This window comes from Nannocystis sp. (genome assembly GCF_016714285.1).
In the GTDB taxonomy this organism is placed as follows: domain Bacteria; phylum Myxococcota_A; class Polyangia; order Nannocystales; family Nannocystaceae; genus Nannocystis.
The window spans coordinates 1-23,414 of the sequence record NZ_JADJNN010000020.1; the positions used below are offsets into that span (position 1 = coordinate 1).

19 protein-coding genes are annotated in these 23,414 nt (G+C 72.1%); 7 read left to right on the forward strand and 12 right to left on the reverse strand.

Features of this window, described 5'->3' with window-relative positions:
• Both IPJ59_RS27075 and IPJ59_RS27080 read left to right on the forward strand, forming a co-directional pair.
• On the forward strand, positions 1–1,815 hold a 1,815-nt coding region (locus IPJ59_RS27075; RefSeq protein ID WP_293273937.1), incomplete at its 5' end, for a LamG-like jellyroll fold domain-containing protein.
• Between the two features lie 237 nt (positions 1,816–2,052).
• Complete coding sequence (locus tag IPJ59_RS27080) at positions 2,053–2,490, forward strand: hypothetical protein (RefSeq protein WP_293273938.1); 438 nt, start codon at positions 2,053–2,055, stop codon at positions 2,488–2,490.
• A 17-nt stretch (positions 2,491–2,507) separates the two neighbouring features.
• Here IPJ59_RS27080 and IPJ59_RS27085 read toward each other — a convergent pair whose 3' ends face one another.
• Positions 2,508–3,383 carry a hypothetical protein gene (locus tag IPJ59_RS27085; RefSeq protein ID WP_293273939.1) on the reverse strand — a complete coding sequence of 292 codons (876 nt, stop codon included), beginning with the start codon at positions 3,381–3,383 and terminating at the stop codon, positions 2,508–2,510.
• A gap of 316 nt (positions 3,384–3,699) precedes the next feature.
• Between IPJ59_RS27085 and IPJ59_RS27090 the strand changes: the two genes are divergently transcribed.
• On the forward strand, positions 3,700–5,064 hold the full coding sequence (locus IPJ59_RS27090) for a hemolysin family protein (RefSeq protein ID WP_293273940.1): 1,365 nt from the start codon (positions 3,700–3,702) through the stop codon (positions 5,062–5,064).
• 57 nt (positions 5,065–5,121) lie between these two features.
• Here the strand turns inward: IPJ59_RS27090 and IPJ59_RS27095 are convergent, their stop codons facing one another.
• The 7 genes from IPJ59_RS27095 to IPJ59_RS27125 all read right to left on the reverse strand — a co-directional run bounded on the left by IPJ59_RS27095 (position 5,122) and on the right by IPJ59_RS27125 (position 16,989).
• Positions 5,122–6,648: a M20/M25/M40 family metallo-hydrolase gene (locus IPJ59_RS27095; protein ID WP_293273941.1), complete on the reverse strand. Its 1,527-nt coding sequence runs from the start codon at positions 6,646–6,648 to the stop codon at positions 5,122–5,124.
• Positions 6,649–6,687: 39 nt separating this feature from the next.
• On the reverse strand, positions 6,688–7,743 hold the full coding sequence (locus tag IPJ59_RS27100; protein ID WP_293273942.1) for a Kelch repeat-containing protein: 1,056 nt from the start codon (positions 7,741–7,743) through the stop codon (positions 6,688–6,690).
• A gap of 121 nt (positions 7,744–7,864) precedes the next feature.
• Positions 7,865–10,867 carry a serine/threonine-protein kinase gene (locus IPJ59_RS27105; protein ID WP_293273943.1) on the reverse strand — a complete coding sequence of 1,001 codons (3,003 nt, stop codon included), beginning with the start codon at positions 10,865–10,867 and terminating at the stop codon, positions 7,865–7,867.
• Between the two features lie 60 nt (positions 10,868–10,927).
• A complete protein-coding gene (locus tag IPJ59_RS27110; RefSeq protein WP_293273944.1) occupies positions 10,928–11,695 on the reverse strand; it encodes a hypothetical protein in 768 nt (255 codons plus the stop codon).
• A gap of 213 nt (positions 11,696–11,908) precedes the next feature.
• The gene (locus IPJ59_RS27115) at positions 11,909–12,949 is read right to left on the reverse strand and encodes a terpene synthase family protein (protein WP_293273945.1); all 1,041 of its coding nucleotides are present in this window, start codon (positions 12,947–12,949) and stop codon (positions 11,909–11,911) included.
• A gap of 326 nt (positions 12,950–13,275) precedes the next feature.
• Entirely contained in the window at positions 13,276–14,187 is a 912-nt protein-coding gene (locus IPJ59_RS27120; protein ID WP_293258497.1) for an FHA domain-containing protein, read from the reverse strand.
• A 21-nt stretch (positions 14,188–14,208) separates the two neighbouring features.
• The gene (locus IPJ59_RS27125) at positions 14,209–16,989 is read right to left on the reverse strand and encodes a serine/threonine-protein kinase (RefSeq protein ID WP_366524698.1); all 2,781 of its coding nucleotides are present in this window, start codon (positions 16,987–16,989) and stop codon (positions 14,209–14,211) included.
• Between the two features lie 9 nt (positions 16,990–16,998).
• Between IPJ59_RS27125 and gstA the strand changes: the two genes are divergently transcribed.
• A complete protein-coding gene (gstA, locus tag IPJ59_RS27130; protein WP_293258501.1) occupies positions 16,999–17,616 on the forward strand; it encodes a glutathione transferase GstA in 618 nt (205 codons plus the stop codon).
• Between the two features lie 75 nt (positions 17,617–17,691).
• Complete coding sequence (gene katG / locus IPJ59_RS27135; protein ID WP_293273946.1) at positions 17,692–19,887, forward strand: catalase/peroxidase HPI; 2,196 nt, start codon at positions 17,692–17,694, stop codon at positions 19,885–19,887.
• Positions 19,888–19,915: 28 nt separating this feature from the next.
• On the opposite strand, the gene IPJ59_RS27140 is transcribed toward katG, so the two are convergent.
• Positions 19,916–20,671, reverse strand: coding sequence for a hypothetical protein (locus IPJ59_RS27140; RefSeq protein ID WP_293258505.1), 756 nt, complete (start codon positions 20,669–20,671; stop codon positions 19,916–19,918).
• 59 nt (positions 20,672–20,730) lie between these two features.
• A complete protein-coding gene (locus IPJ59_RS27145; protein ID WP_293273947.1) occupies positions 20,731–21,099 on the reverse strand; it encodes a C40 family peptidase in 369 nt (122 codons plus the stop codon).
• A 6-nt stretch (positions 21,100–21,105) separates the two neighbouring features.
• Here IPJ59_RS27145 and IPJ59_RS27150 point away from each other — a divergent pair, with 6 nt between their 5' ends.
• Positions 21,106–21,354, forward strand: a complete 249-nt coding sequence (locus tag IPJ59_RS27150) for a hypothetical protein (protein WP_293273948.1) — start codon at positions 21,106–21,108, stop codon at positions 21,352–21,354.
• Positions 21,355–21,783: 429 nt separating this feature from the next.
• Here IPJ59_RS27150 and IPJ59_RS27155 read toward each other — a convergent pair whose 3' ends face one another.
• A complete protein-coding gene (locus tag IPJ59_RS27155; protein WP_293258509.1) occupies positions 21,784–23,016 on the reverse strand; it encodes a Mur ligase family protein in 1,233 nt (410 codons plus the stop codon).
• A 31-nt stretch (positions 23,017–23,047) separates the two neighbouring features.
• Positions 23,048–23,233 carry a hypothetical protein gene (locus IPJ59_RS27160; protein ID WP_293273949.1) on the reverse strand — a complete coding sequence of 62 codons (186 nt, stop codon included), beginning with the start codon at positions 23,231–23,233 and terminating at the stop codon, positions 23,048–23,050.
• Between IPJ59_RS27160 and IPJ59_RS27165 the strand changes: the two genes are divergently transcribed.
• Positions 23,226–23,408, forward strand: a complete 183-nt coding sequence (locus IPJ59_RS27165; protein WP_293273950.1) for a hypothetical protein — start codon at positions 23,226–23,228, stop codon at positions 23,406–23,408. The two genes, IPJ59_RS27160 and IPJ59_RS27165, sit on opposite strands and share 8 nt — an antisense overlap.
• Positions 23,409–23,414: the final 6 nt, after the last annotated feature.

Below are 23,414 nucleotides of genomic sequence, written 5' to 3' on the forward strand. Positions count from 1 at the left end.
AACTACACGGACCCGGCCTGTACCGACTTCAAATGGCACCACTGGGCGTTCGTCTATGACACTACGTCCAATCCCCGTCGCCGGGTCTACATCGATGGCATCCTGTGCACGACCGGAGTCCAACAGGGTAACACCGGTAACGGCGTCTACTCCGGCAGCGGCCTGGTCAGACTCGGGACCGCGAATGCCTCCCCCAACAGGCTGAATGCCTTCGTCCAGGAAATGCGCATCTGGAACAGCGCGCTCACTGCCAACACGATCATCGCCAACATGAATACGGTAAAGACGGGCTCCGCAGCCGGGCTCGTCGCCTTGTGGCCGATGGTCTATCCCACGACCACCAGCATCCTTGATTTGACCCCCAACAATCACCCAGCTACCGCCTCCTCGTCGTTTGCTGCGCCGGTTCCGGCTCCCTCGCGTGCGGCCGTCACTCCGGCGACTCCCGTTTCCTCCACCGCGCCCATCGGCCCCGACATCCCCGAGATCACGAATGCCGCCGGCGGCGTCGCCACCAGCGTCGCCGCGAACGCGAGCATGCCGCTCGGGGTCGAGGAGTACGGCGTGATCGAGGTCGACGCGGCCGGCGACGCGGTGGCTGTCCTGAAGCGCGGCTTCAGCCTGATCCAGGGCGGCAAATGGCTGCTCGCGGGCGGGTACAAGGTCGCCAACCTCGGCCTCGAATGGATCGGACAGGTGCAGTTCGCGCCGCAGCTCATGGGATACATCGAGGGCGCGCCGCCCGTGCCCGGCGAGAACATGACCAACCCCCTCGGGGCCTATTGCGGCGCCAGCACCGTCGCCTTCACCTGCGCCGATGAGGTCAACTACGCCTATACCGCGCAGCGGGACAAGGGCTTCGACTACTCCGTGGATATGAAGGCCCGGTTTGGTATTTCCGCCGGCAGCAGCTTCATCGCTACTGTGCTGGGAATTGGCACGTCCACGGAGGTCGTCAAGGTCGACTGGGAGGCGGGTATCGCGAGCGAGATCGAGGGCAGCACCTCGGTGGTGAACGGTGCCACCGCGGCCTTCACGCTGAGCCAGACCCAGCTCAACCAGACCGACCTGCAGGGATATTTCTACAACGCGGGCGACGGCCTGGGCGCCCGCTTCGTGCCGCTCAACGTGGGCAGCGCCTTCGTCAAATCGAGCACCGCCGATCTCTACGCGCTTCGTCTCCTCTCGAACAGCGCCCTCGTCGGCTACCAGATGGTGCCGGACCTCAACATCCCGCCCGACTGGAATATCATCACCTTCCCCATCAACCCGTTCTACACCCGCCAGGGCTGCCTCGACGGCCGCTTCGGCTACTGGGACAAGAACTCGACGTTCACGGTCAAGACAGATCCCTTCTTCCCCGCGGCAGCGTCGGGCGCCGACGCGAGCTACCACCGCGTCGCCGAGGCCTACGCGCTCAAGAGCCAGATCGACCGGGAGCACCAGCAACTCTACAACCAGTACGCCGACAATGACGCAGTCGCCCAGGGCTCCGCGAGCTGGGTCGACGCGAACCGGGCCAAGGCCAGCATGTCCAAGTACGTCCCCGGCGCCGGCAACCGGCCGGCACTCTCGCTCGGGTCGTCGACCCCGGTGACGAAGGGCCAGGGCAGTGCCGGCGATGCGGCCAGCGACCCGACGCAACTCGTGAAACGCAACCTCTGCAACACTTATGTGTGGACCGCGTACGGCGGGCTCTACGCCGAGACCGAGGAGTCGCTCGACGGGTTCACCGAGACGCACGGGGGCGGCTACCAATTCAAGGGACTGGCCGGACTCAGCATGGAGGGCAACGCCTCGGTAGCGCCCGCCTGACCTCACCTTCTCGCTTTCGGCGGGCATGTTCGCGCTGACGAAGGCCGCGACCACGACCGGGTGCGGCGCGACCGTCACCCTGGGTCTGCCGGCGACCTGCCCTGACACCCCCCTCCGGCTCGACGTTGCCCGTCCTGACAACGCATACGACCCTGGCCAACGACTCGACCTCGCTATCTGCCCCGAACATCCAGGTGGCCAAAGCCCGCGCCCGGGCGCGTCGACGCATACCGGTTCATGACCTTCTATCTCGCCCCCACGGCGAGCAACTACCGTGAATTCTTCAATCGCGTGGTGAACCCGAGCTGGCTCACCAGCAGTGACCCGAACGCGGTCGCCCTCCGTTCCGCGATGCAGAACACCGAGGCGCCGCCGTGCTGGCGCGTGCTCCACCGCGTCACCTTCGTAAGCCGCGTCACCTCCGCGAGCGCCGCGACGACGATGGAGTCCTCAACCATCAAGTGGAACCCCGGCAGCCACTATCTCCTCATCAAGCAGCTCGAGCCCTACGTGCGCGGCAGCACCGGGAATTGGCCCTCGCTGCTCGCAGCGGTGACGACCGCGCTCCAGACCTGCTACGGCGACGCCACCGACTTCCCGGCGATCGCGCAAGGCGACACCGTGACCCAGATCGCCCAGCTGATGGCGAGCTACTACGGCGTGACCGTGCCCTAGCCCCCATGGTCCCCGCCTCACAGCGGCAGCGAGCACACGCCGACGTTCTCATACCCCGGCGGCGGCGCGTCGCCGCCGTAGAACGACAGGCACACCTGGCCCTCCCCGGTGCACTGCGCGTCGGCCGACGACAGGTCGCAGTACTCGCTGCAGCAGCCCGCCGACTTGCAGCCCGGCACCGACGCCGAGCCCAGGCACAAGAGCCCCGCGTCGCACACGTTGACGTACGCGCACGCGTCCCCGTAGCCGCCCATGTCGCCGCTCGCGTCGACGTCGCACACGAAGTAGTCCTGGCTCGGTCCGCCCGGCAGACAGATCTGTCCCATGGGACAGGCGGGCGCCAGCGGGTCGCAGCTCGTCACGCACAGCGGCAGCGCGCCGCCGTTGCTGACGTCGCAGATGAGCCCGCTCGGGCACTGCGGGTCGGCCGGCGTGCCGCTGCACATCGTCACGCAGCGCCCCTGGTTCTGCGCGTCGGTGTTCCAGCACAGCAGGCCGAGGTCGCAGCTGTCGAGGCCGCTGGCGACCGAGCCCTCGACCGTGCAGTCGTCGCCGGCCTGGCCCGGCATGCCGCCGACCGGCACGCAGCGCGCCGTGTCGTGGATGTTGTCCCCGTCGCCGTCGAAGGGCGCGCACTTGCTGCCCGCCGGACAGTCCTGCTTCCACAGGCCGCACTCTGCCTCGTCGCCGCCACCGCTGGTCGGCGTCCCCCCGCTGCTCTCGCCCGGACCCTGGCTCGCGCCCCCATTGCCCCCGTCGCCCCCGTCACCCCCGTCCTCGCTGTTGTGCTCGAACTCCACGCAGCCCCCACACAGCCCGAGCGCCCACGCCCCGAGCCAGCACGCGAGCCCCCGCGGCGCCGCGGAGCGAGGTTTCGGGCCTGTCTTCACCATCGCCCGGCACGCTAACACGCTCCGCCGCCGGCCTGGCCCCGCAGATCGCGCCGCACGTGGGGAAGCGCTCGCCAAATGCAGCCCACCCGCCCGCAACACCGCCCGCAACACCCCGTAGGACCGCCGCATTGGCCGATCTCAAAGGCCTGGTCCGCTGGCGCGCGCCGGCGCCAACCTTGATACAATCGCGGGCCTTGTTCGACGAGCCCCCCAGTTCGCGGCCCACCGCCTCACGGCCCTCCACCTCCCGGCCCTCCCACCCTCGCCGCCTCCTCGGTTCACACCCTGGGCTCGGCCATGAGGAGCGCGCGCGGCGATGAGCGACCTCGTCGGCCTGCTGTGGGTCTTCCTGCTGGTGCTCGTCAACGGCTTCTTCGTCGCGGCCGAGTTCGCCCTGGTCAGCGTGCGTCGCACCCGCGTCGACCAGCTCGCCAACGAGGGCAGCTCGCGCGCGCGGCTGGCCCAGAAGGTGCTGAAGGACCTCGACCTCTACATCGCGGCGACCCAGCTCGGCATCACCATGGCCAGCCTGGCGATCGGCTTCCTCGCCGAGCCGGCGATCGAGCACCTCAGCGGCCCGACCCTGCTGAGCTGGGGCATCGCCGAGGCCAACGTCACCACGATCTCCTTCATCATCGCGTTTAGCCTGTCGACCGCGCTGCACATCGTCTTCGGCGAGCTCGCGCCCAAGTCGCTGGCCCTGCAGCGCGCCGAGCAGGTCACCATGCTCGTGGCGATCCCGCTGATCGCCTTCGGCACCGTGTTCCGCCCGGTCATCTGGGTCCTCAACGCCACCGGCAACGGCATCGTCCGCATGTTCGGCCTCAAGCCCGTGCCTGGCCACCACAGCGCCCACTCCGAGGAGGAGATCCGCATGATCGTCGCCTCCTCGCGCCAGGAGGGCGTGCTCGAGGAGCAGGAGAAGGAGCTCCTCAACAACGTCTTCGACCTCTCCGACACCCCGGTCCGCGGCATCATGACCCCCCGCGTCGACATGATCGCCATCGAGGAGACCGCCCCGCTGCGCCGCCTCATGGTCCTGAACGACGAGCACGGCTACTCGCGCGTCCCGATCTTCCGCGACACCACCGACAACATCGTCGGCGTCGCGTACATCGGCGACATCCTGCGCCACCTCGATCACCTCGACACCGTCACCGTCGGCCAGATCGCCAGGCCCACCGTGTTCGCCCCCGAGAACATGAAGGTCCTCGACCTCTTCCCGCTGCTGCAGCGCAAGAAGACCCACCTCGCCATCGTCGTCGACGAGTTCGGCGGCACCGCCGGCATCGTCACCCTCGAGGACGCCGTCGAGGAGGTCGTCGGCGAGATCTACGACGAGAACGACGACGAGGAGGACGAGAAGCTGTTCACCGCCCTCGAGGACGGCAGCTACCTCTTCGACGCCACCATCAACTGCAACGAGGTCGAGAAGGTCCTCGGCATCGACCTCGACGACGAGATCCAGGGCAACTACGAGACCCTCTCGGGCTTCCTGTTCCACCAGTTCGAGTACATCCCGCGCCCCGGCGAGGAGACCTCCGCCGCCGGCTGGACCTTCCACGTCGCCGAGGCCGACGAGCGCCGCGTCCTCAAGATCCGCGCCTTCCGCCAGGAGTCCGTGCACAGCAGCACCGGCTCCGAGGGCTCCCTGCCGCCCAACTCAGGCGGCTCCAACTAGCGCTCACAGACGATCGAGCGCCGACGCGAACGACGGCGCGCCGGCCAACGCGTGCTCCTAGCGCTCGGCGAGGATGAACGCCATCAGCGCCAGCGCGGCGGCGTTGCGCGCCAGGTGGTCCGGGTCGATCTTGTCGAAGGTGTCCGCCGGGCTGTGGTGCAGATCGAAGTAGGTGCTGCCATCGGGGTGGAGCCCGAGCCCGAGCACCCCGTCCTGCATCAGCGGCCCGATGTCGGCCCCGCCGCCGCCCGCGGTGATCTGACCGGCGCCGAGCCCCTGGAACAGCGGCGCGTAGGCCTGGATCGCCGCCAGCTGCTCCGGCGTGCCGCCGACCCCGAAGCCCAGCGGCGCCCCGTTGCCCGAGTCGGCCTCGATCGCGGCCACGTGCTTCTCCTTGCCGTGGGCCGCGTGATAGGCGTGCGCGCCGCGCAGGCCGTTCTCCTCGTTGGTGAACAGCACCACCCGGATCGTCCGCCGCGGCACCAGCCCGAGCTCGCGCAGCATCGCCGCCGCGTCGATCGCCATCATGCATCCGCTGCCGTCGTCGGTGCTGCCGTCGCCGGTGTCCCACGAGTCGATGTGTCCGCCGATCACGACCACCTCGTCGGGCAGCTCGCGCCCGCGGATCTCCGCGACCGCGTTGCCGCTGACCGCGTCCGGCAGCGTGCGCGCCCCCAGCGACAGCTCGACCTGCGTCGGCCCGCGCGCGGCCAGCCGCGCCAGCAGCTCGGCGTCCTCGAGCGTGAGCGCGGCCGCCGGGATCTTCGCCACGCCCTCGGTGTAGCGCACCGCACCGGTGTGCGGCGTCCGCAGGCTCGAGGCCGTGACCGACCGGATCAGCACCGCCTTCGCCCCGACCTTCGCCGCCTCGCTCGCGCCCGAGGTCCGGATCGGCACGGCGTCGCGATAGCCGCTGTCCTGCGTCGCGTGGTTGAACAGCGCCATCGGCGTGTTGAGCACCACGATCTTGCCGCGCAGCGCAGCGCCCTTCTCGGCGACCTGCGCCAGCGACTCGAGCACGACGACCTCGCCGCGCAGCGGCCCCTTGGTCCCCACCGTGCCGCCGAGCCCGAGGATCACCAGCGGCCGATCGATCGGCGCGACCACCCGCGCCCGCTCGACCCCTCGCACCCAGTGCGGCACCATCACCTTCTCGCGCCGCACGTTGACCAGCCCGTCCTTGCGCATCACCTCGAGGGTCCAGTCGATCGCCCGCTCGAGCGCCGGCGAACCACTCAGGCGGTGCCCGAAGCGGTCCGCCATCTCGCCCAGCCGCTCCCAGCCGCGCCGCCGCCCGTTCGCCAGCGCCGTCAAGCGGTCCGCCGCCTCCACCCACGCCGCCGGCTGCTCCGCGTGCACCACCGGCCGCGGCACCGTCGCCTCGCGCGCCGGCAGCAGCGGCCCGTCGCGCACCACACCGACGCCCACCGGCTGCGGCGGCGCCACCGGCACGGGCGGCCCGGCCTCCACCGCGATCGCCCGCACCACCGGCGTGGTCGATGGACCCGGCCGACACGCGACCGCACCCGCAACCAACAGCGAAGCCAGCACCAGACCCCCGGACGCCACGGACGAGCGAGTCACCGCGGACCTATATCCCCGCGAGCCACCGCCGCGCAACCCTCAAGGCGGGCAGTCAAGGACCCAGGTGCTCTGGTCCGCGATGTTGCCGCCAAAGCGGATCAGCCCGCTCGAGTGATCGGCCACGGCGAAGTCCAGGCCGGAGATCAGGTCGGTCGGTTGGGGCGGGGACCACATCGAGCCGTCCCAGAGGAAATTCGCGTGCTCGCTGAATCGATAGAGTCTGTTCCCCGCGCTGTGGAGGGCCATCGCCCCGAGCAGGCCGTCCCCCGCGGTTTCGCTGAGCAATGTCCATTGTTTGCCGTCCCACGACCAGGTGTCATTGTAGGCATTGGTCGGGTCATCAAACACGCACAGGCTGCCCTTCGCGCAGCCGCCGTACAAGAGCAGCTTGCCGCCAGACGGGTCCATGGCGACCATGTGGCGCGAGCGGTTGCCGGGGCGCATATTGTTGCTCGCATCCAGGGGCCCCCATTGGAGGCCGTCCCACGACCAGTGTTCACTGTCGGTGGTGTCCTTGTCCAGGTTGCCGCCGAAGAGCACGACAATGCCGGTATAATAGGCCATCGAGGCGCCGTAGCGCGGCGTCGGAGCCACGGGTGTCGGCGCTTTCTGCCAGGTGTTCGTCGCCGGGTCGTAGAGGTAGGTGTCACCCTGGGGCATGAGCGCGTCTTGATGGCCGGTGGCGCCGCCAAATACGACCATGACCTTGCGGATCTCATCGTAGGCGGCGGCGTGGGAGCGTATCTGCGGCGGGGGACTGGAGGTTTTAAGCTCATGCCATTGTCCCCCCGCGAATTTCCATAGATCGTTCAGCTCCACGCCGTCGACGGTGCCGCCGAACAGGAGGATCAGATCATCCTCGCTGACGTAGACCATGGAATGTTCGGAGCGGACGGGGGGCCCGGAGATCCCCAGGTTCTTCCAGGTGCACTGCGAGGGCTCCCCCGTGGTGGGCGTGTCGCTGCCGCTGCCGCTGTCGCTGTCGCTGCCGCTGTCGCTGCCGCTGCTCGTGGACGTGTCGGCCCCGTTGCCGACCGGCGCGAAGCAGCCGGAGGCGAGGCACGCGGCGAGGGAAACGCGGATCGTGACGGCCATGCCCCATCTTGCCAAGACCGCAGGACGAGATTCTGTGAGCTTTGAGCCGTCCGTGTCCGCGCGTCCGTCGACGAACACCCGGTCCTGCGGACCGCCGCCATGACCTGCCCCTTCAGCCAGCTCACCCGCCACGACCCGCGGCCTGCCAGGCCAGGGCCGCCGCGAGCGTCTTGACGTGGACCGATCCGGCCTCCCGGTAGGCGTCCGCCGCCAGCCTCGCCAGCTCGCGCCCCCGCGGCGAGTCGCGGCCGAGCGCCCGCGCCAGCGCGAAGCGCAGCTCGGCCAGCTCGAGCGGCGGCACCTCGCCCGCGGGCCACAGCTTCTCGGCCCGCTCGAGCGGCGCGACGGCCTCGGCCGGGCGACCGCGCTCCAGCGCGAGCTCCCCGAGCCCGACCAGCGCGTGCCCCAGCTGCCGCGGCTCGCGCTCCGGCGACCTCTCCCAGATCGCCAGTGCCCGCTCGTACAGCCCCTGCGCCGCCGCGAACTCCCCGCGCGCGCGGTGGACCCCGGCGAGGTTGACCAGGGTCTCGGCCACGTGCGGGTGCTCCGGCCCGAGCGCGGCCGAGTGGATGGCGATCGCCCGCTCATACAGCTCCTGCGCTCGCGCCAGCTCCCCGCGCTCCTCGTGGATCAGCGCCAGGTTGTTGAGGTTGCCGGCGACGTCCGGATGGGCCGACCCCAGCGCCCCCTCCGTGATCGCCAGCGCCCGCTCGCGCAGCGCCAGCGCCTCGTCCAGCCGACCCTGGGCCCGGTGCACGCCCGCCAGGTTGTCGAGCGTGTCGGCGATGTCGGGGTCGTCCGGACGCAGCGTCCGCTCGCGGATCGCCAGCGCCCGCTCGTACAGCCGCTGCGCCGCCGCCAGCTCCCCGCGGGCCTCGTGGACCAGCGCCATGTTGTTCAGCGACCCGGCCACGTTCGCGTGCTCGGGCCCGAAGACCTGCTCGTGGATCGCCAGCGCCCGCGCGTGCAGCTCGAGCGCCCGCTCGTGCTCGTCGCGCTTCTCGTGGATCACCGCCTGACTGTTGTACGACAGCCCGACGTTCGGGTGCGACGGACCGAGGGTCCGCTGCATCATCGCCAGCGCCCGCGCGTGCACCTCGAGCGCCTCCGCGAACCTGCCAGTCGCCTCATACACGTTGCCGAGGTTGTGCAGCGCCCGCGCCACGTGCGGGTGCTCGCCGCCCAGCTCGCGCTCGCGGATCTCGAGCGCCCGCACATACAGCGCCAGCGCCTCCTCGTACTCGCCATGGACCCGGTGCACCGACGCCAGGTGCGTCAGCAGGTCCGCCTCCGGCAGGCGATCGACCTGACCCAGCCGGCGCACCAGCATCTCCGCCGAGCGCGCCCACTGCTGGCCCTCCGGGTAGCGCGCCCCCGCCGAGCCGACCGTGAACACCAGCTGCGTCGCCGCGGCCATCGCCATCCCGTCGAGCTCCTGCGCCCCGCCGTCGACGTAGGCCCGCGTCAACGCCTCCTCCGCGACGTCGAGCTTGCCGGCATTCGACGCCAGCCCCCCGAGCACCGCCCGCGCCTCGACCACCAGCGGCGCATACCCGATCGCCTCGGCCTCGCCGAGCAGCTCCTCGGCCCGCGCCAGCCCGCGCACGTGCTTGCCCGCGGCCTGCAGCGCCAGCACCCGCAGCAGCTCGCGTCGCAGCTCCGCGACCCTGCCCCGCAGCGCCTCGTCCGCGGGCAGCGGCGGGCGCCGAGCCAGCGCCGCCGCCTCGACGCACGCGGCGACCGGTGACAACCCCGCGGCCGCCGAGACCACGCGCCCCACCCCGGCCGCGTCGACCTCGGTCTGCACGGCCAGCAGCGCCGCCAGCTCGTCGCGTCGCTCATCGAGGCACGCCAGCGACAGCGCGTGCAGCTCGGGTGACCTCGTCGCCTCGACCTCGGCCGCGACGCACTCGTCGATCCGCACCCGCGACCACTCGCCGCTCCAGCGATCGATCCACGGCAGCGCCCGCGCGAAGGTGTCCCCCGCGAAGCTGACCCCCGTGGCCATCAGCGCCGCCTCCAGCGAGTCCCTCGCCGCCTCATTCCACACCGCCTCGATCTCCGCGCCGGCCGCCTCGCACGCCGCCACCCCGCGCACCCGCTCGAGCTGACGCGCCCCCAGCAGGGCCCCCACCGCGGCGACGCACGCCACCAGCCCGCCCGCCAGCCAGCGCCGCCGCGCCCGCGTCTGCCCCCGCGTCAGCGCGGCCAGCAGCGCGTCGAGCGACGCGAAGCGGTCCTCCGGCGCCGTCGCCAGCCCGCGCTCGACCACCCGCCGCAACCACCGCGGCGCCCGTCCGGGTCGCGTCGGCGGCGTGATCACCCCCCGCGTCACCGCCAGCATCAGCGCCGCCGCGGTCCCGCCGCGAAACGGCAGCTCGCCGTACAGCGCCTCCCACAGCGCCACGCACAGCGCGAACTGGTCCGCCCGCGCGTCGGCGATCGCCCCGTGCCACTGCTCCGGCGCCATGTACCTCGGCGTGCCCAGCACGGCCCCCTCGCGCGTGATCTCCAGCTCGAGCGCGCTGCTCCGCGGGCCCTGCGAGTCGTGGAGCGTGGTCCCCAGATCGTCGGCCCGCGCGAGCCCGAAGTCCATGACCCGCACGCGACCGTCAGCGCCGATCATCACGTTGTCGGGCTTCAAGTCGCGGTGCACCAGCCCCGCCTGGTGCGCCGCCGCCAGCCCGCGCCCGACCGCGACGAACAGCTCCAGCACCTCCCGCCACTCGTGCGCCCGCTCGCCGAGCCAGCGCGTCAGCGTCACCCCGTCGACGAACTCCATCGCCACGAACACGTGATCGCCGAGCGCCCCGACGTCGTGGACCGCGACCACGTTGGGGTGGGCCAGCTTCGCCAGCGCCTGCGCCTCGCGCAGCAGCCGGGCCCGCTGCCCCGCCGCGCCGGCCCCCGCGCGCAGCAGCTTCAGCGCCACCTTCCTGTCGAGCTCCGGATCGTACGCCGCGTACACCACCCCCATCGCGCCGGAGCCCACGTGCCCGAGCACGACGTAGCGCCCGAGCCGAGCGCCGCGCCCGAGCAGCGCGTCCGCCTCGCCAGCGGCCTCCGCGACAACCGTCGTCGCCCCGCCGTCATGCGTCGTGACCGTCGCGTCGGGCTCAGCCATCGGCCGAGTCTCCCCGTTGCCGGCCCGGAAGTCGACCTCGACCTGACCGTTGCGACAGGTCTACACGCACACCTCGTAGGGCGCCACGTAGGCGCTGCCGAGGAACTCCGTGACCCCCTCGAAGCAGCCCGGGTTGGTCCCGTGGCCCACGAACTCCGCGAACGGCACCCCGTTCTCGTAGTAGGTGAAGGCCAGGCTGTCGCCCGAGTCCTGCGACCACACCCCCGTGTACTCCGGCGGCGCGTCGACGAAGGTCAGCGTCCCGTCGCCGTGGAACACCACGTCGTGCGCCGACAGCGAGCTCGGGAACAGCTCGCACTCGAAGTACGAGGTGAGGCCCTGGCCCGTGCAGTGCGAGTTGTGCCCGAGGTCCCCGTCCTGCACCGCCACCGAGTAGTTGATCAGGCTCGGCGTGACGCTGGCCGCGTTGTTGGCCAGGCTGTTCTCGCTCGAGGTCGTCGTCGCCGCCGCGCTGATCGACAGGACCTCCGCCGCCTCCGGCAGCGCGATGGCGAAGCTCACCGTCGTGCTCTTGCCCTTGGCGATCGTCCCCAGCGTACAGGTCAGCTTGGTCCCCGACTTCGTGCAGCGGCTGTCGACGTTCGCCAGCGTGCCCATCACGTACACGGTCGGGCTCGTGTGCGTCGCCGGCAGGTCGATCGTCAGCTTCACCGTCGACGCCGACTGGTTGCCGATGTTCGACACCACGATCCCGACCTGGGTGTCGTCGTACACGTGCACCGCGGCCGGAGCCGGGATCACCACCCGCACATCCGAGGCGGCCAGCGCCGGCCCGGCGGCGAGGAAACAGGTGACAGCGAGGACCATGGACAGCTTGCTCGGGTTCATACCCGATCCCCTGTGCAGCCCCCGAGCCCACGTGAAAACCCAATGAGATCACATGCACCTCCGAACCACAGCCCCGCCTAAAGGCCCCGCCCCGGGACACCTGTCCCGGGACACCGACCTGTCCCTTCAGACATGCTCCCCCGCATAGCGCCCCGTCTCCCGCCCCCAGTCCCGGCCCACGCACCTGTCCCTTCAGACATGTTCCTCCGCATAGCGCCCCGTCTCCCGGCCCCAGTCCCGGCCCCAACCTGTCCCTTCAGACATGCTCCCCCGCGTAGCGCCCCGTCTCCCGCCCCCAGTCGAGGTGCCCACGGACCCACGCGCGCAGCATCCCGCGTAGCGCCGCAGCGCCCCCGACCCCGACCCCCCGAGCTCGTCCGCCAGCGCCACGAAGCGCAGCAGCGCCGCGTCGTGCATCGCCACCGCCCGCTCCACCGCCGCCGCCAACGGCAGCCCCTCCGCCTGCGCCAGCACGAACACCAGGTTGTGCGTCTCCCCGGCCCGCATCTCCTTCTCGTGGGTGTAGATATCGTTGGCCCAGCCGACCAGATCGCTGGCCAGCCGCGCGAGCGTCACCAGCCCCGCATGCCCGCGCTCCGCCGGCGTCAGCGTGATCGCCTCCACGATCTCCCCCAGCGCGAACTCCACGTGCAACCCGACCGTCTGCTCGCGCAGCTGCAGATAGCTCGCAAGCCCCGGGATCGACCCCGCCGAGCGCGTCTGCGCCTCGACCACGAACGCTGCGAACAGCTCCCGCACCCGCGCCGCGAAGCGAGCCAACCGGCCCCGCCCCGTCGCCGCGATCCGCTCGCGCAGGTCGACGCAGGCCCGCTGCCACGCGTCGTCCCCCGCGAGCGCCCCCGGCTCGAACATCGCCGCCAGCCCGGCCAGCATCCGCTCCACCGCCGCCGGGTCCCCCTCGTCCTCGATGCGATCGTCGAGCAGACAAAACAGCGTCGTCCAGTCCGCCGCGATCTGCAGCGGCCCCACCAACCCGCGCGGGTAGGCCCGCGCCGGCAACCACGCGATCCGGGCCCGGCCCAGCCGCGGCGCCTGCGACTCGTCAATGAGCCCGATCTCGCGCGCCCACACCACCGAGCGGGCCTGCACCGCCGCCACCTCTGCGTGCAGCGCCGGCGCGCCCGGCCCGGTGAGAACGACCCGCGGCCGCGGCCCGCCGTGCAGGTCAGTGAGGAGGAGCTGAAGAGTGAAAGGGACGTTGACGCGGTTCATGTCGGCCGGGATAGCGACCCCGGCACCCCGCGCAGGCCCTTACCGCGGACTTACGGCCGACCCGCACGCCCGACCCCACGCCGGCGCCAGACCCCCACAAGGGCCCTTCGCGCCGACTCACCGCCCCGTGCCCACTCGCTCACCCGCTATCCTCGGCCCATGTACGCCGGCTTCCTCGGCCGCGCCCTGCTGTTCCAGCACCGCGTCATGCACCGCGCCTGCGAAGTCACGGCCGGCGAGAAATTCGTCCTCCGCAGCGATATCCTCTACCGCCCATAGAACTACCATCATTCCAAAACACCGAGCATATTGCGCTCGACCCGAATTCACAGCCCCGTCGCCACCTCGAGCGCCGCCACGCCGATCCGCAGCAGCCGCGTCCCCGGCCGCCGCTCGACCACCGCCGCCGCGTCGGCCACCCCCGCCTTGCCGAGCTGCGTGCGCGCGCGATGGATGCTGATGCTCAGGTGGTCCTCGCCGAGCCGCAGCATCGCCCGCAGGTCGTCCTGCCGCAGCCAGCCCTCGTCCGCCGCCGCCGCCCCGGCCTGGCGATCGGCCAGCCGCCGCCGCGCCAGCGTCAGCAGCAGATAGTGGTGCGCGCGCACCTGCAGGTCGATCCGCCGCTCGCCCGCCCACGCCACCAGCTCGACCTCCTCCTCGTCCCGGCTCACCGTGAAGCGCAGCCGCAGCGACCCGACCAGCACCGGCGCCGCCCCGTCCTCCCAGGTCCCCGCGCAGCCCGCCGGCAGGTGCACCCGCCACAGCCCGCCGGCCTCCACCACGGCCCGGTCCGCGACCCCTCGCACGCCGCCCTCGCCCTCCGCCACCCACTGCCCCGCCGCGTCCTGATACACCGCCAGCGTCGGCGCCTCCGGCCCCGGCAGCGCCAGATAGCCGCCCTCGCCCACCACCCGCGCCCCGCCCTCCACCGCCACCGCCATCACCTGCGGCGCCCCACCCTCGACCAGCGACCACGGCGCCGACTCGCGGCCAAAACGGATCTCCGCCCCCACCGCGAGCGCCACCCGTTCGCCCGCGCCGAGCCGCCGCCCGTCCACCTGGGTCCCATTGCGACTCCCCAGATCGCGCAGCTCCCAGCGCGCGCCGTCCCACTGCAACACCGCGTGCTCGCCCGACACGTCGCGCCCCGTCAGCACCAGATCACAACCCCGCGAGCGCCCGATCAGACACCGATCGGGCGGCACGAACTCAAGGCTCTCGGTTCGCAGCAGCGCCATCGCCCGGGGATTCTAAGCCCATCACGTGTCCCAGCGCGTCCAGCCGGCACGCGCCCAGCGATCGTCGGCGCCTCGCAGCGCCCCGAGGTACCGCGCCGACGCGTCGAAGAACCCGTCCTCCGGCGGCGCCACCCCCTCGCGCACCAGCTCGCTCGCCGGACCCACGCCGTCGCAACCGACCGCCCCCGTCCCCGCCCGCACGCGCTCCGTAGCGATCCCTCCACGCGCGGCAGGCCCCGCGAGATCGACCGCCAGCGCCCCGTAAAGCCCCAGCTGCGTGTCCGCGTCGCGCAGCTCCACCCCCGCGGTGAAGCCCGCGATCACCAGGTTCCCCAGCGTCCCGCTGCTCCCGCGCCGGACCTGCGCCCCCACGCGCTCACCCGCCGCCGCCCCGGCGCACAGCGTCGCGTTGTAGATCTGCGGCGCGCTGATCGGCGTGCGGCGGCTCCCCGCCGGGTCGTTGTCCCCCTCGATCCCGTGCCCCTGCCCGCCCTGCGCCAGCAAGAACTGCAGGCGCCCGGTGTAGCCGAGATCCCAGTCGAACGCGTCGTCGCCAGGCGCCTCGCAGATCAGGTGGTGCGCGTCGACCGTGCCGCCGAAGAACTCGAAGCAGTCGTCCGCGCTGTGGCGCACCTGCACGTGGTCGATCCGCGTCCCGCGACCGACGCCGGCCAGGGTCAGCCCGTTGATCTCGTTGTTCGGCCCCAGCGTGATCCCGCTGTACTCGATCCGCACGTAGCGCAGCACCCCGCTGCTGTCCTCCGGATCGTCGCCGCCGTACTCGCCGTCCGCCCCGAGCCCCAGCCCCTCGACCCGACCACGCGTCGCCTCGCCCGCGGCGTCGCGGAGGTTGGTCGGCGCCCGCCCCAGCAGCAGCAGCCCGCCCCAGTCGCCGGCCCGGCGCTGCCCCTCGGGCGCCGCGCTGGTGAACACGATCGGCCGCTCCGGCGTGCCCTCGGCGACCAGCCGCGCCCCCGGCTGGACCACCAGCGTCCCCCGCGTCGCCGCGTCGCCGACGATCGTCGTGCCCGGGTCGATCGTCAGCGTCGCCCCCGGCCGCAGCCAGGTCACGAAGCTCAGGCGGTAGCGCCGGTCGCAGCGCAGCCGCGCCTCGCCCTCGATCTCCCCCGACAGCTCGACCTCCGGCTGGTCCGCCGCGTCGCAGTCCGCAGGCACACCCACGGCGACTCCCGGCCGCGGCGTGTCCCCGACGAGCTGTCCCTCCGGACCTGTCCCTCGGAACATCTCGACAGGTCCAACCGGACCTGTCCCTCGGACCCTCCCGACCTGTCCCTCAAGACCTGTCCCTACGACCCTCCCGACCTGTCCCTCAGGACCTGTCCCTACGACCCTGTCCTTGGCGCCCTGTCCCTCGAGCCAGCGCGACCCCGCCGCCCCGACGCCGATCGCCGCCGCAATCCCAATCACCGCCGCCGCCGCCCGCCAGCGCGCGCGCGGCCGCGGCCGCCCCGCCGACGACTCGGTCGCCTCCTCGGCGCGGGCCTCGGGCGTCGGCTCCGTGATCCGCCCGCCGACCCCGTCGCGCCGGGTCGGCTCGTCCGGGTGGACCGCCCCGCCGACCACGTGGCTGTCCGAGCCCGTCAGCAGCGCCATGTCGACGATCGGCGCGTCCGCGTCGCGCTCCCCGGGCGCCCGCAGCTGGGCCTCGATCAGCGCCCGCAGCCCCGCCCGCTCGTCCGCGAAGTGACGCCCGAGCAGCGCCGCCAGCTCGCGCCGCGACGCCCGCGGCGGCCCGTGCTGCACGATCGCCTCGGCCAGCTCCGCCGCCGTCGCCGGTCGATCGCCCGGATCGATCGCCAGGGCCCGGCGACACACCGCCCGCAGCTCCGCGTGCGCCCCGTCCGGCAGCGGAGGCACCTCACCCGCGCGCAGCCGCTGCACGATCGCCACCTCGTCGAGCTCGGGCCACATGCGCCGCTGCATCAGCGCCTCCCACAGCATCACCCCGACCGCGAACAGGTCGGCCCGGCGATCGACCCGCTCGCCGCGCGCCTGCTCCGGCGCGCAGTAGCTGGCCTTGCCCTTGAAGGTGCCGACCTGGGTGTCCGCGCAGCTCTCGATCCCGCGGGCGATGCCGAAGTCGATCAGCTTCACCTGCCCCTCGTCGGTCACGATCACGTTGTGCGGCGTCACGTCGCGGTGGACCAGGCCGAGCGGGCGACCGTCGTAGTCGCGCAGCTCGTGCGCGTGCTGCAGCCCCGCCAGCACATCGACCAGCACCCGCAGGTGCAGCGCCAGCGGCAGCCCGGTCCCGGTGTCGCGTCGCACCCGGCGGACGATCCGCTGCATCGGCTGGCCGTCGAGGTACTCCATCGCGATGAAGGGCCGCCCGCCGACGCAGCCCACCTCGTGCGTGTGCACGATGTTCGGGTGGCTCATCCGCGCCGCGACGCGGGCCTCCTGCTGGAACATCGCCCGCATCTCCGGGTCCTGCGCCAGCCCCGGACGCAGCTCCTTGAGCACAACCAGCTTGGAGAAGTCACCGGGCCCGCGGACCATGGCGAGGTGCACATCAGCCATGCCTCCATGACCGATCACCGCCACCCGCCGAACCTTCCCGTCCCCCTGCATCACGGCGCGGGAAGCTCCCACACGGGCATCGCCGCAGCAAGCCACATTCGCCTCGCGGCCACGCGCGTGGGGCTTCGCGGCGACGCCCACCAAATCCCACACAGCTCCCGCCAGGACGCTGTTCTGGAGCCTTCTCTGGGCGAGGCCTCGCCGCCTCCGCGCGGCCGGTGCTGGGTCCAGCGCTTGACACCCTCGCGGCCTCACGCGCATTCAAGGCGCATGAAGCTCTACTACAGCCCCGGTGCCTGCTCCCTCTCTCCCCACATCGCCCTGCGCGAGGCGGGCCTCGACTTCGAGCTCGAGCGCGTCGACTTCGCGACCAAGACGACCACCCAAGGCCACGACTACAACGCCGTCAACCCGCACGGCCTCGTGCCCGCGCTGCTGCTCGACGACGGAGAGCTGCTCACCGAGGGCCCGGCGATCGTTCAGTACATCGCCGACCGCGTGCCCGAGCGCCGGCTCGCCCCGCCGCCCGGCAGCTTCGCCCGCGTCCGCCTGCAAGAGGCCCTCAACTTCATCTCCACCGAGCTGCACAAGGGCTTCAGCCCGCTGTTCAGCAAGGAGTGCCCCGACGCCTGGAAGGCCGTCGTCAAGGCCAAGCTCGCCGAGCGCTTCGACGTCGTCGACCGCCGCCTCGGCCTCCACCCCTACTTCACCGGCGACGACTTCACGGTCGTCGACGGCTACCTCTTCGTCGTCCTCTCGTGGACCCGCTACGTCAGCATCGACCTCGCGCCCTGGCCCAACATCGTCGCCTTCATGACCCGCGTCGGCGAGCGCCCCGCGGTCATCGCCGCGCTCACGGCCGAGGGCCTGCGCAAGCCCGCCGCCTGAGGCCGCTCGCGGCCTCAAGGGGGCAGGCCGGCGCCTCGCAGTCCACGTACCCCACGACCCAAGGATCCGCACGCCATGACTGACAAGACCCAGCCCGTCCCCGACAGCCAACACGCCAGGTCCGGCAGATGCCCCGTGATGCACGGCGGCAACACCACGGTCGGCGCTTCCACCATGGACTGGTGGCCCAGCGCGCTAAACCTCGACATCCTCCATCAGCACGACCGCAAGCCCAATCCGCTGGGCCCCGATTTCAACTACCGCGAGGCGCTGAAGCAGCTCGACGTCGACGCGCTGAAGCAGGACCTCACCACGCTGATGACGGACAGTCAGGCGTGGTGGCCTGCGGACTGGGGCCACTACGGCGGTCTCATGGTCCGCATGGCCTGGCACGCCGCAGGCACCTACCGCGTCGCCGACGGCCGCGGCGGTGGTGGCACCGGCAACCAGCGCTTCGCACCGATCAACTCCTGGCCGGACAACGTCAACCTCGACAAGGCTCGTCGACTGCTCTGGCCGATCAAGAAGAAGTACGGCAACCGCATCAGCTGGGCCGACCTGATCATCCTGGCCGGCACGATCGCCTACGAATCGATGGGCCTCCAGACCTTCGGCTTCGGCTTCGGTCGCGAGGACATCTGGCACCCCGAGAAGGACACCTACTGGGGCTCCGAGAAGGAGTGGCTCGCCAACAGCCGCCACGAAGGCGAGGACCGCGCGACGCTCGAGGACCCCCTCGCGGCCGTCCAGATGGGCCTCATCTACGTCAACCCCGAGGGCGTGGGCGGCAAGCCGGACCCGCTCCGCACGGCCCAGGACGTGCGCCTGACCTTCGCGCGCATGGCGATGAACGACGAGGAGACGGTCGCGCTCACCGCGGGCGGCCACACCGTCGGCAAGTGCCACGGCAACGGGGACGCGGGCGCTCTCGGGCCGAAGCCCGAAGCCGGCGAGCTCGCCGAGCAGGGCCTCGGGTGGCGCAATCCCAACGGCAAGGGCTTCGGGCGGGACACCGTCTCGAGCGGCCTCGAGGGCGCCTGGACGACCCACCCCACGCGCTGGGACAACGGCTACTTCCACATGCTCTTCACCCACGAGTGGGCGCTGAAGAAGAGCCCGGCCGGCGCCTGGCAGTGGCAGCCCGTGAACATCAAGGAGGAGGACAAGCCCGTCGACGTCGAGGACCCGTCGATCCGCCGCAGCCCGATCATGACCGACGCCGACATGGCGATGATCAAAGATCCCGTCTACCGCAAGATCTCGGAGCGCTTCTACAAGGACCCCGCCTACTTCTCCGAGGTCTTCGCGCGCGCGTGGTTCAAGCTCACGCACCGTGACATGGGTCCGAAGGCTCGCTACCTCGGCCCCGACGTGCCGAAGGAGGACCTGATCTGGCAGGACCCGGTCCCCGCCGGCAGCAGCAACTACGACGTCGACGCCGTCAAGGCACACATCGCCAGGAGCGGCCTGTCGATCAGCGACATGGTGGCGACGGCATGGGACAGCGCGCGCACCTTCCGTGGCTCCGACAAGCGCGGCGGCGCCAACGGCGCGCGCATCCGCCTGGACCCGCAGAAGGACTGGGAAGGCAACGAGCCGACCCGCCTCGCCCGCGTGCTCGCTGTGCTCGCGGGCATCGCCAGGGACACGGGCGCCAGCGTCGCGGACGTCATCGTGCTCGCGGGCAACGTCGGCGTCGAGCAGGCCGCCCGCGCCGCTGGCTTCGCGGTCGTCGTGCCGTTCTCGCCGGGCCGCGGCGACGCCACCGACGCGATGACGGACGTCGCGTCCTTCGCCGTGCTCGAGCCGATTCATGACGGGTACCGCAACTGGCTGAAGCAGGACTACGCCGTCAGCGCGGAGGAGCTGCTGCTCGACCGCACGCAGCTCATGGGCCTGACCGCACCCGAGATGACGGTGCTCATCGGCGGCATGCGTGTCCTCGGCGCCAACCACGGCGGCACGAAGCACGGCGTGTTCACGGATCGACCGGGCGTCCTCAGCAACGACTTCTTCGCCAACCTGACCGACATGCGCTACGCGTGGGCGCCCGCCGGGAACGGTCTCTACGAGCTTCGCGAGCGCAGCACGGGCGCAGTGAGATGGACCGCCACGCGTGTCGACCTGGTCTTCGGCTCCAACTCGATCCTCCGCGCCTACGCCGAGCTCTACGCGCAGGACGACAGCAAGGAGAAGTTCGTCCGCGACTTCGTGGCGGCGTGGCACAAGGTGATGAACCTCGACCGCTTCGACCTGGCCGCTCGCAGCTGAAGCACGAGCGGGCCCGTCGCCTGCGCCCTCAGGGGCAGGCCGGCGTGCCCCCGCCCTCGCAGTCCATGAAGCCCGGCGGGATGCAGCCCGACGGCACGTCGAAGCGCTGGTCCGGCTGTCCTTCGGGACAGACGGTCGGCACAGAGGGCGGGCACGCCCCGCCGTCGACGTCGCAAGCGAGGAACACGGGGCTCTGGTCGTCGACACAGAAGCCGCCGCCCTCCATCACGTGCGGGTTGCCGAAGATCGACCTGCAGCCCGGCTTCGTCGGGCAGGCCGCCTCGTCGAGCCCGAGGCACGCCCCCGCGCACAGGCCCAGCATCGTCTCGCACGCCGTGAACCCCGGCGGCAGGCACCCGGACGGCAGCTGATACACCTCGTCGGTCCCGTCGCGGCACACCGTCAACAGCACCGCGTCGCAGGCCATCTCGAGCCCGCAGCCGAGGTACACCTGTCCCCCGGGACAGCCCTCGAACGCGAACGCCAGCCCGTAACGCGGCGCGCACTCCGGCGCCGCCTCGCACGCCGCCTCCGCCAGCCCCGCGCAGTCCGCCGCACCTCCGCTGCTCGCCGAGTCGACCCCGCCCGAGCCGGTCACACCCCCGGTGTCATCGACGCCGCCCGAGCCGGTCGGCGTCGTCCCGCCCGTCACCCCGCCCGTCACCCCGCCCGTCACTTCGCCCGCCGTCGTCCCGCTGGACTCGGTCCCGGGCAGGTCGTCCTTGGTCGGTCCGCAAGCCACCACCAGCAGCGCCGCAGCGAGATTCTTCAGTCGCAAGTTCATGTTCAGCTCCGCACGGACGACACCCCGAGGTGCTGCCCCGCCGACCATAACACGCGCCCTCACCCCAGCTCGAGCAGCTGCGCCAGCGCCACGTGCTCGACCCGGCCGACCCGCGCGAGGCAAGCATCGAGCGGCTCCTCGACCACCTCACCGCGCCGCGCCGACGCGTGCAGCAGCGTCCGCGCCCCCGGCCTCGCGCCCCGCAGCACCACCCCCACGTGCCCCTGCGCCGCGTCCAGCCCGGCCATGAACAGCAGGTCTCCGGGCTCGCCGAGCGCCCGCCCGGACCCCTCCTGCGCCCCCGCGACCGCCGCCTGGTCGCTCGAGTGCCGCGGCAGCACCAGCCCCAGCGCCTCGCGGACGCAGCGCTGCACCAGCCCCGAGCAGTCGATGTGCCGCCGCGTCGTCCCGCCGAGCAGGTACGGCACCCCGAGGTGCCCGCGCAGCCGGGCCGCCAGGCGCCGCAGCGCCGCGGCCTCGCCGACCCGTCGCCGTGCCAGCGTCGGAGCGGCACCAGCCTCGGAGCCAGCGTCGGAGCGAACCCCGGCACCAGCCTCGGAGCCACCCGCCCACACAGCCAGCCGACCGTGCCGTCGCCCGCCCGCACCAGCGACCACTGCCGCCACTCGGCCAGCAACAGGACGGGCCCGTCACCCGGCAGCAGCTCGCTCGTCAGCCCGTGATACTCCGGGACATGTCCCTTCGCACCTGTCTCAAGAGCCATCTTCGGCGCGCGCCACAGACGGGTCACCCCCGGCCCCAGCGCGCGCCAGCCGAGCGCCGGGCGCACGCTCACCCCCGCGAGGTCGAGGCACCAGCCGCCCGGCAGCAGCGGCGCGAGCCTCGACCTCACCCCCGCGATCATCCGCGGCAGCGCCACCTGCCCGCGCAGCCGCAGCGCCCGCGCCTGCGCGTCAACCTGCGCCGCGAGCTCGAGCTGCGTCCACCCGAACTCGAGCTCGAGCCCCCGGCGATGCCGCATCAGCGCCGCGTCGACCGCCGCCAGCAGCCCCGCCGCCGCGCCGTCCGACGCGAGCCACTGCCCCGCCTTCACGCGCCCTCCGACACGCGCCACGGCCCCGCCCTCGCGCCCTCCGGCAAGAGCCCCACCCTCACGCGACCTCCGGCCCGAGCAAGCGCCGCAGCTCGTCGCGGTCCGAGAACGGCAGCGTCTCGCCCGCGATCGTCTGCCCCGTCTCGTGCCCCTTGCCCGCGACCACCACGACATCGTGCCGTCCGGCCTCCGCCAGCGCCAGCGCGATCGCCCGCGCCCGATCGGCCTCGACGATCACCCGCGCCCGCCCGCCGCGCTCGATCCCCGCGATCAACATCGCCGCGATCGCCCGCGGATCCTCGTGCCGCGGGTTGTCGGTCGTCACCACAGCGACGTCCGCCGCCACCCCGACCGCCTCGCCCATCGGCCCGCGCTTGCCCGCGTCCGTGTCGCCGCCCGCCCCGAACACCACGATCACCCGCCCGGACCCCGCCAGCGACCTCGCCGTCGCGCAAGTCCGCGTCAGCGCGTCGGGTGTGTGGGCATAGTCGACCGCCACCACCGGCCCGTCGCGCCGCACCAGCTCGAAGCGCCCCGGCACCCCCGCGCAGCTCGCCAGCCCGCGCACGATCGCCGACCCCGCTGTCCCCACCGCATGTGCCGCGCAGGCGGCCGCCAGCGCGTTCTCGGCGAACACCTCGCCGACCAGGCGCAGCTCGAACGACCCACCGAGAGCCTCGGCCAGCGGCGAGGGCCACAGCGTCACCCGCGTCCCCTGCGGCGACACCTCGACCCGCCGCGCCGCCAGGTCCTCGGCTCGCAGCGCCGGCCCCCGCGACGCCACCCCGAACCACAGCCGCGGCACCTCGGCCGCGATCACGCGATCGATCAACGAGGCGCTGGCGTCGCGAGCGTTCAGCACCGCGGCCCCGTACGCCGGCAGGTGCACGAACAGCTGCGCCTTGCTGGCGAGGTAGTGCTCCCACGACCCGTGCGTCTTGAAGTGATCGGGCGACAGGTTGGTGAACACACCGACGTCGTAGCGCCAGCGCTTGGCGTACCCGCGGGCCAGCGCCTGACTCGTGATCTCGACGACCGCCCGGGTGCCACCGAGCTCGTGACAGCGCTCGGCGGCCCGGAGAAAGTTCGGCCAGTTGCGGACCAGCCCCAGCGAGGTCCCGTCGACGCAGTAGTCCAGCGTCGTCGATGAGAACACCCGCTCACCCCCGGCCTGGATCGCCGCCGCGGTCAGCACCGTGGTCGAGGTCTTGCCGTTGGTCCCCGTGACCCCGATCGTCCGCCAGGCCTCGGCCCACGGCAGCGCGGCCGGCACGATCCGCGGGTCGTTCACGCCGGCATCCTCGCACAGGGCCGGCCCGCGATCACGCCCCGTCCGCTTCGAGATCCCTCGCGCCCTCGGAGCCGCCGCCACCGTCGTGGACCTCGCTGACCTCGTGGGCCTCGTGGGCCTCGTGGGCCTCGATCTCATCGCAGCGAGGCCCGCTCGTCGGCACGAAGCCCGCCAGCATCGCCGTCAACGCCAGGAAACGATCGACCTCGATGTGCATCGCCACCACCCTCCGCCGCGACTGGCCATCTTGCGCGAGCGTCCGCGCGACCGTCAAGCCGCGGCACCGCTCGCCGCGCAGCAACGCCATGCCGACCGCTGTCCGCTCGCACGATCTCGAGCGGATCCTCCGCGAGCGCGACATCCCCCGGAACCTGCAGACCTGGTCAGGGTGACGACGA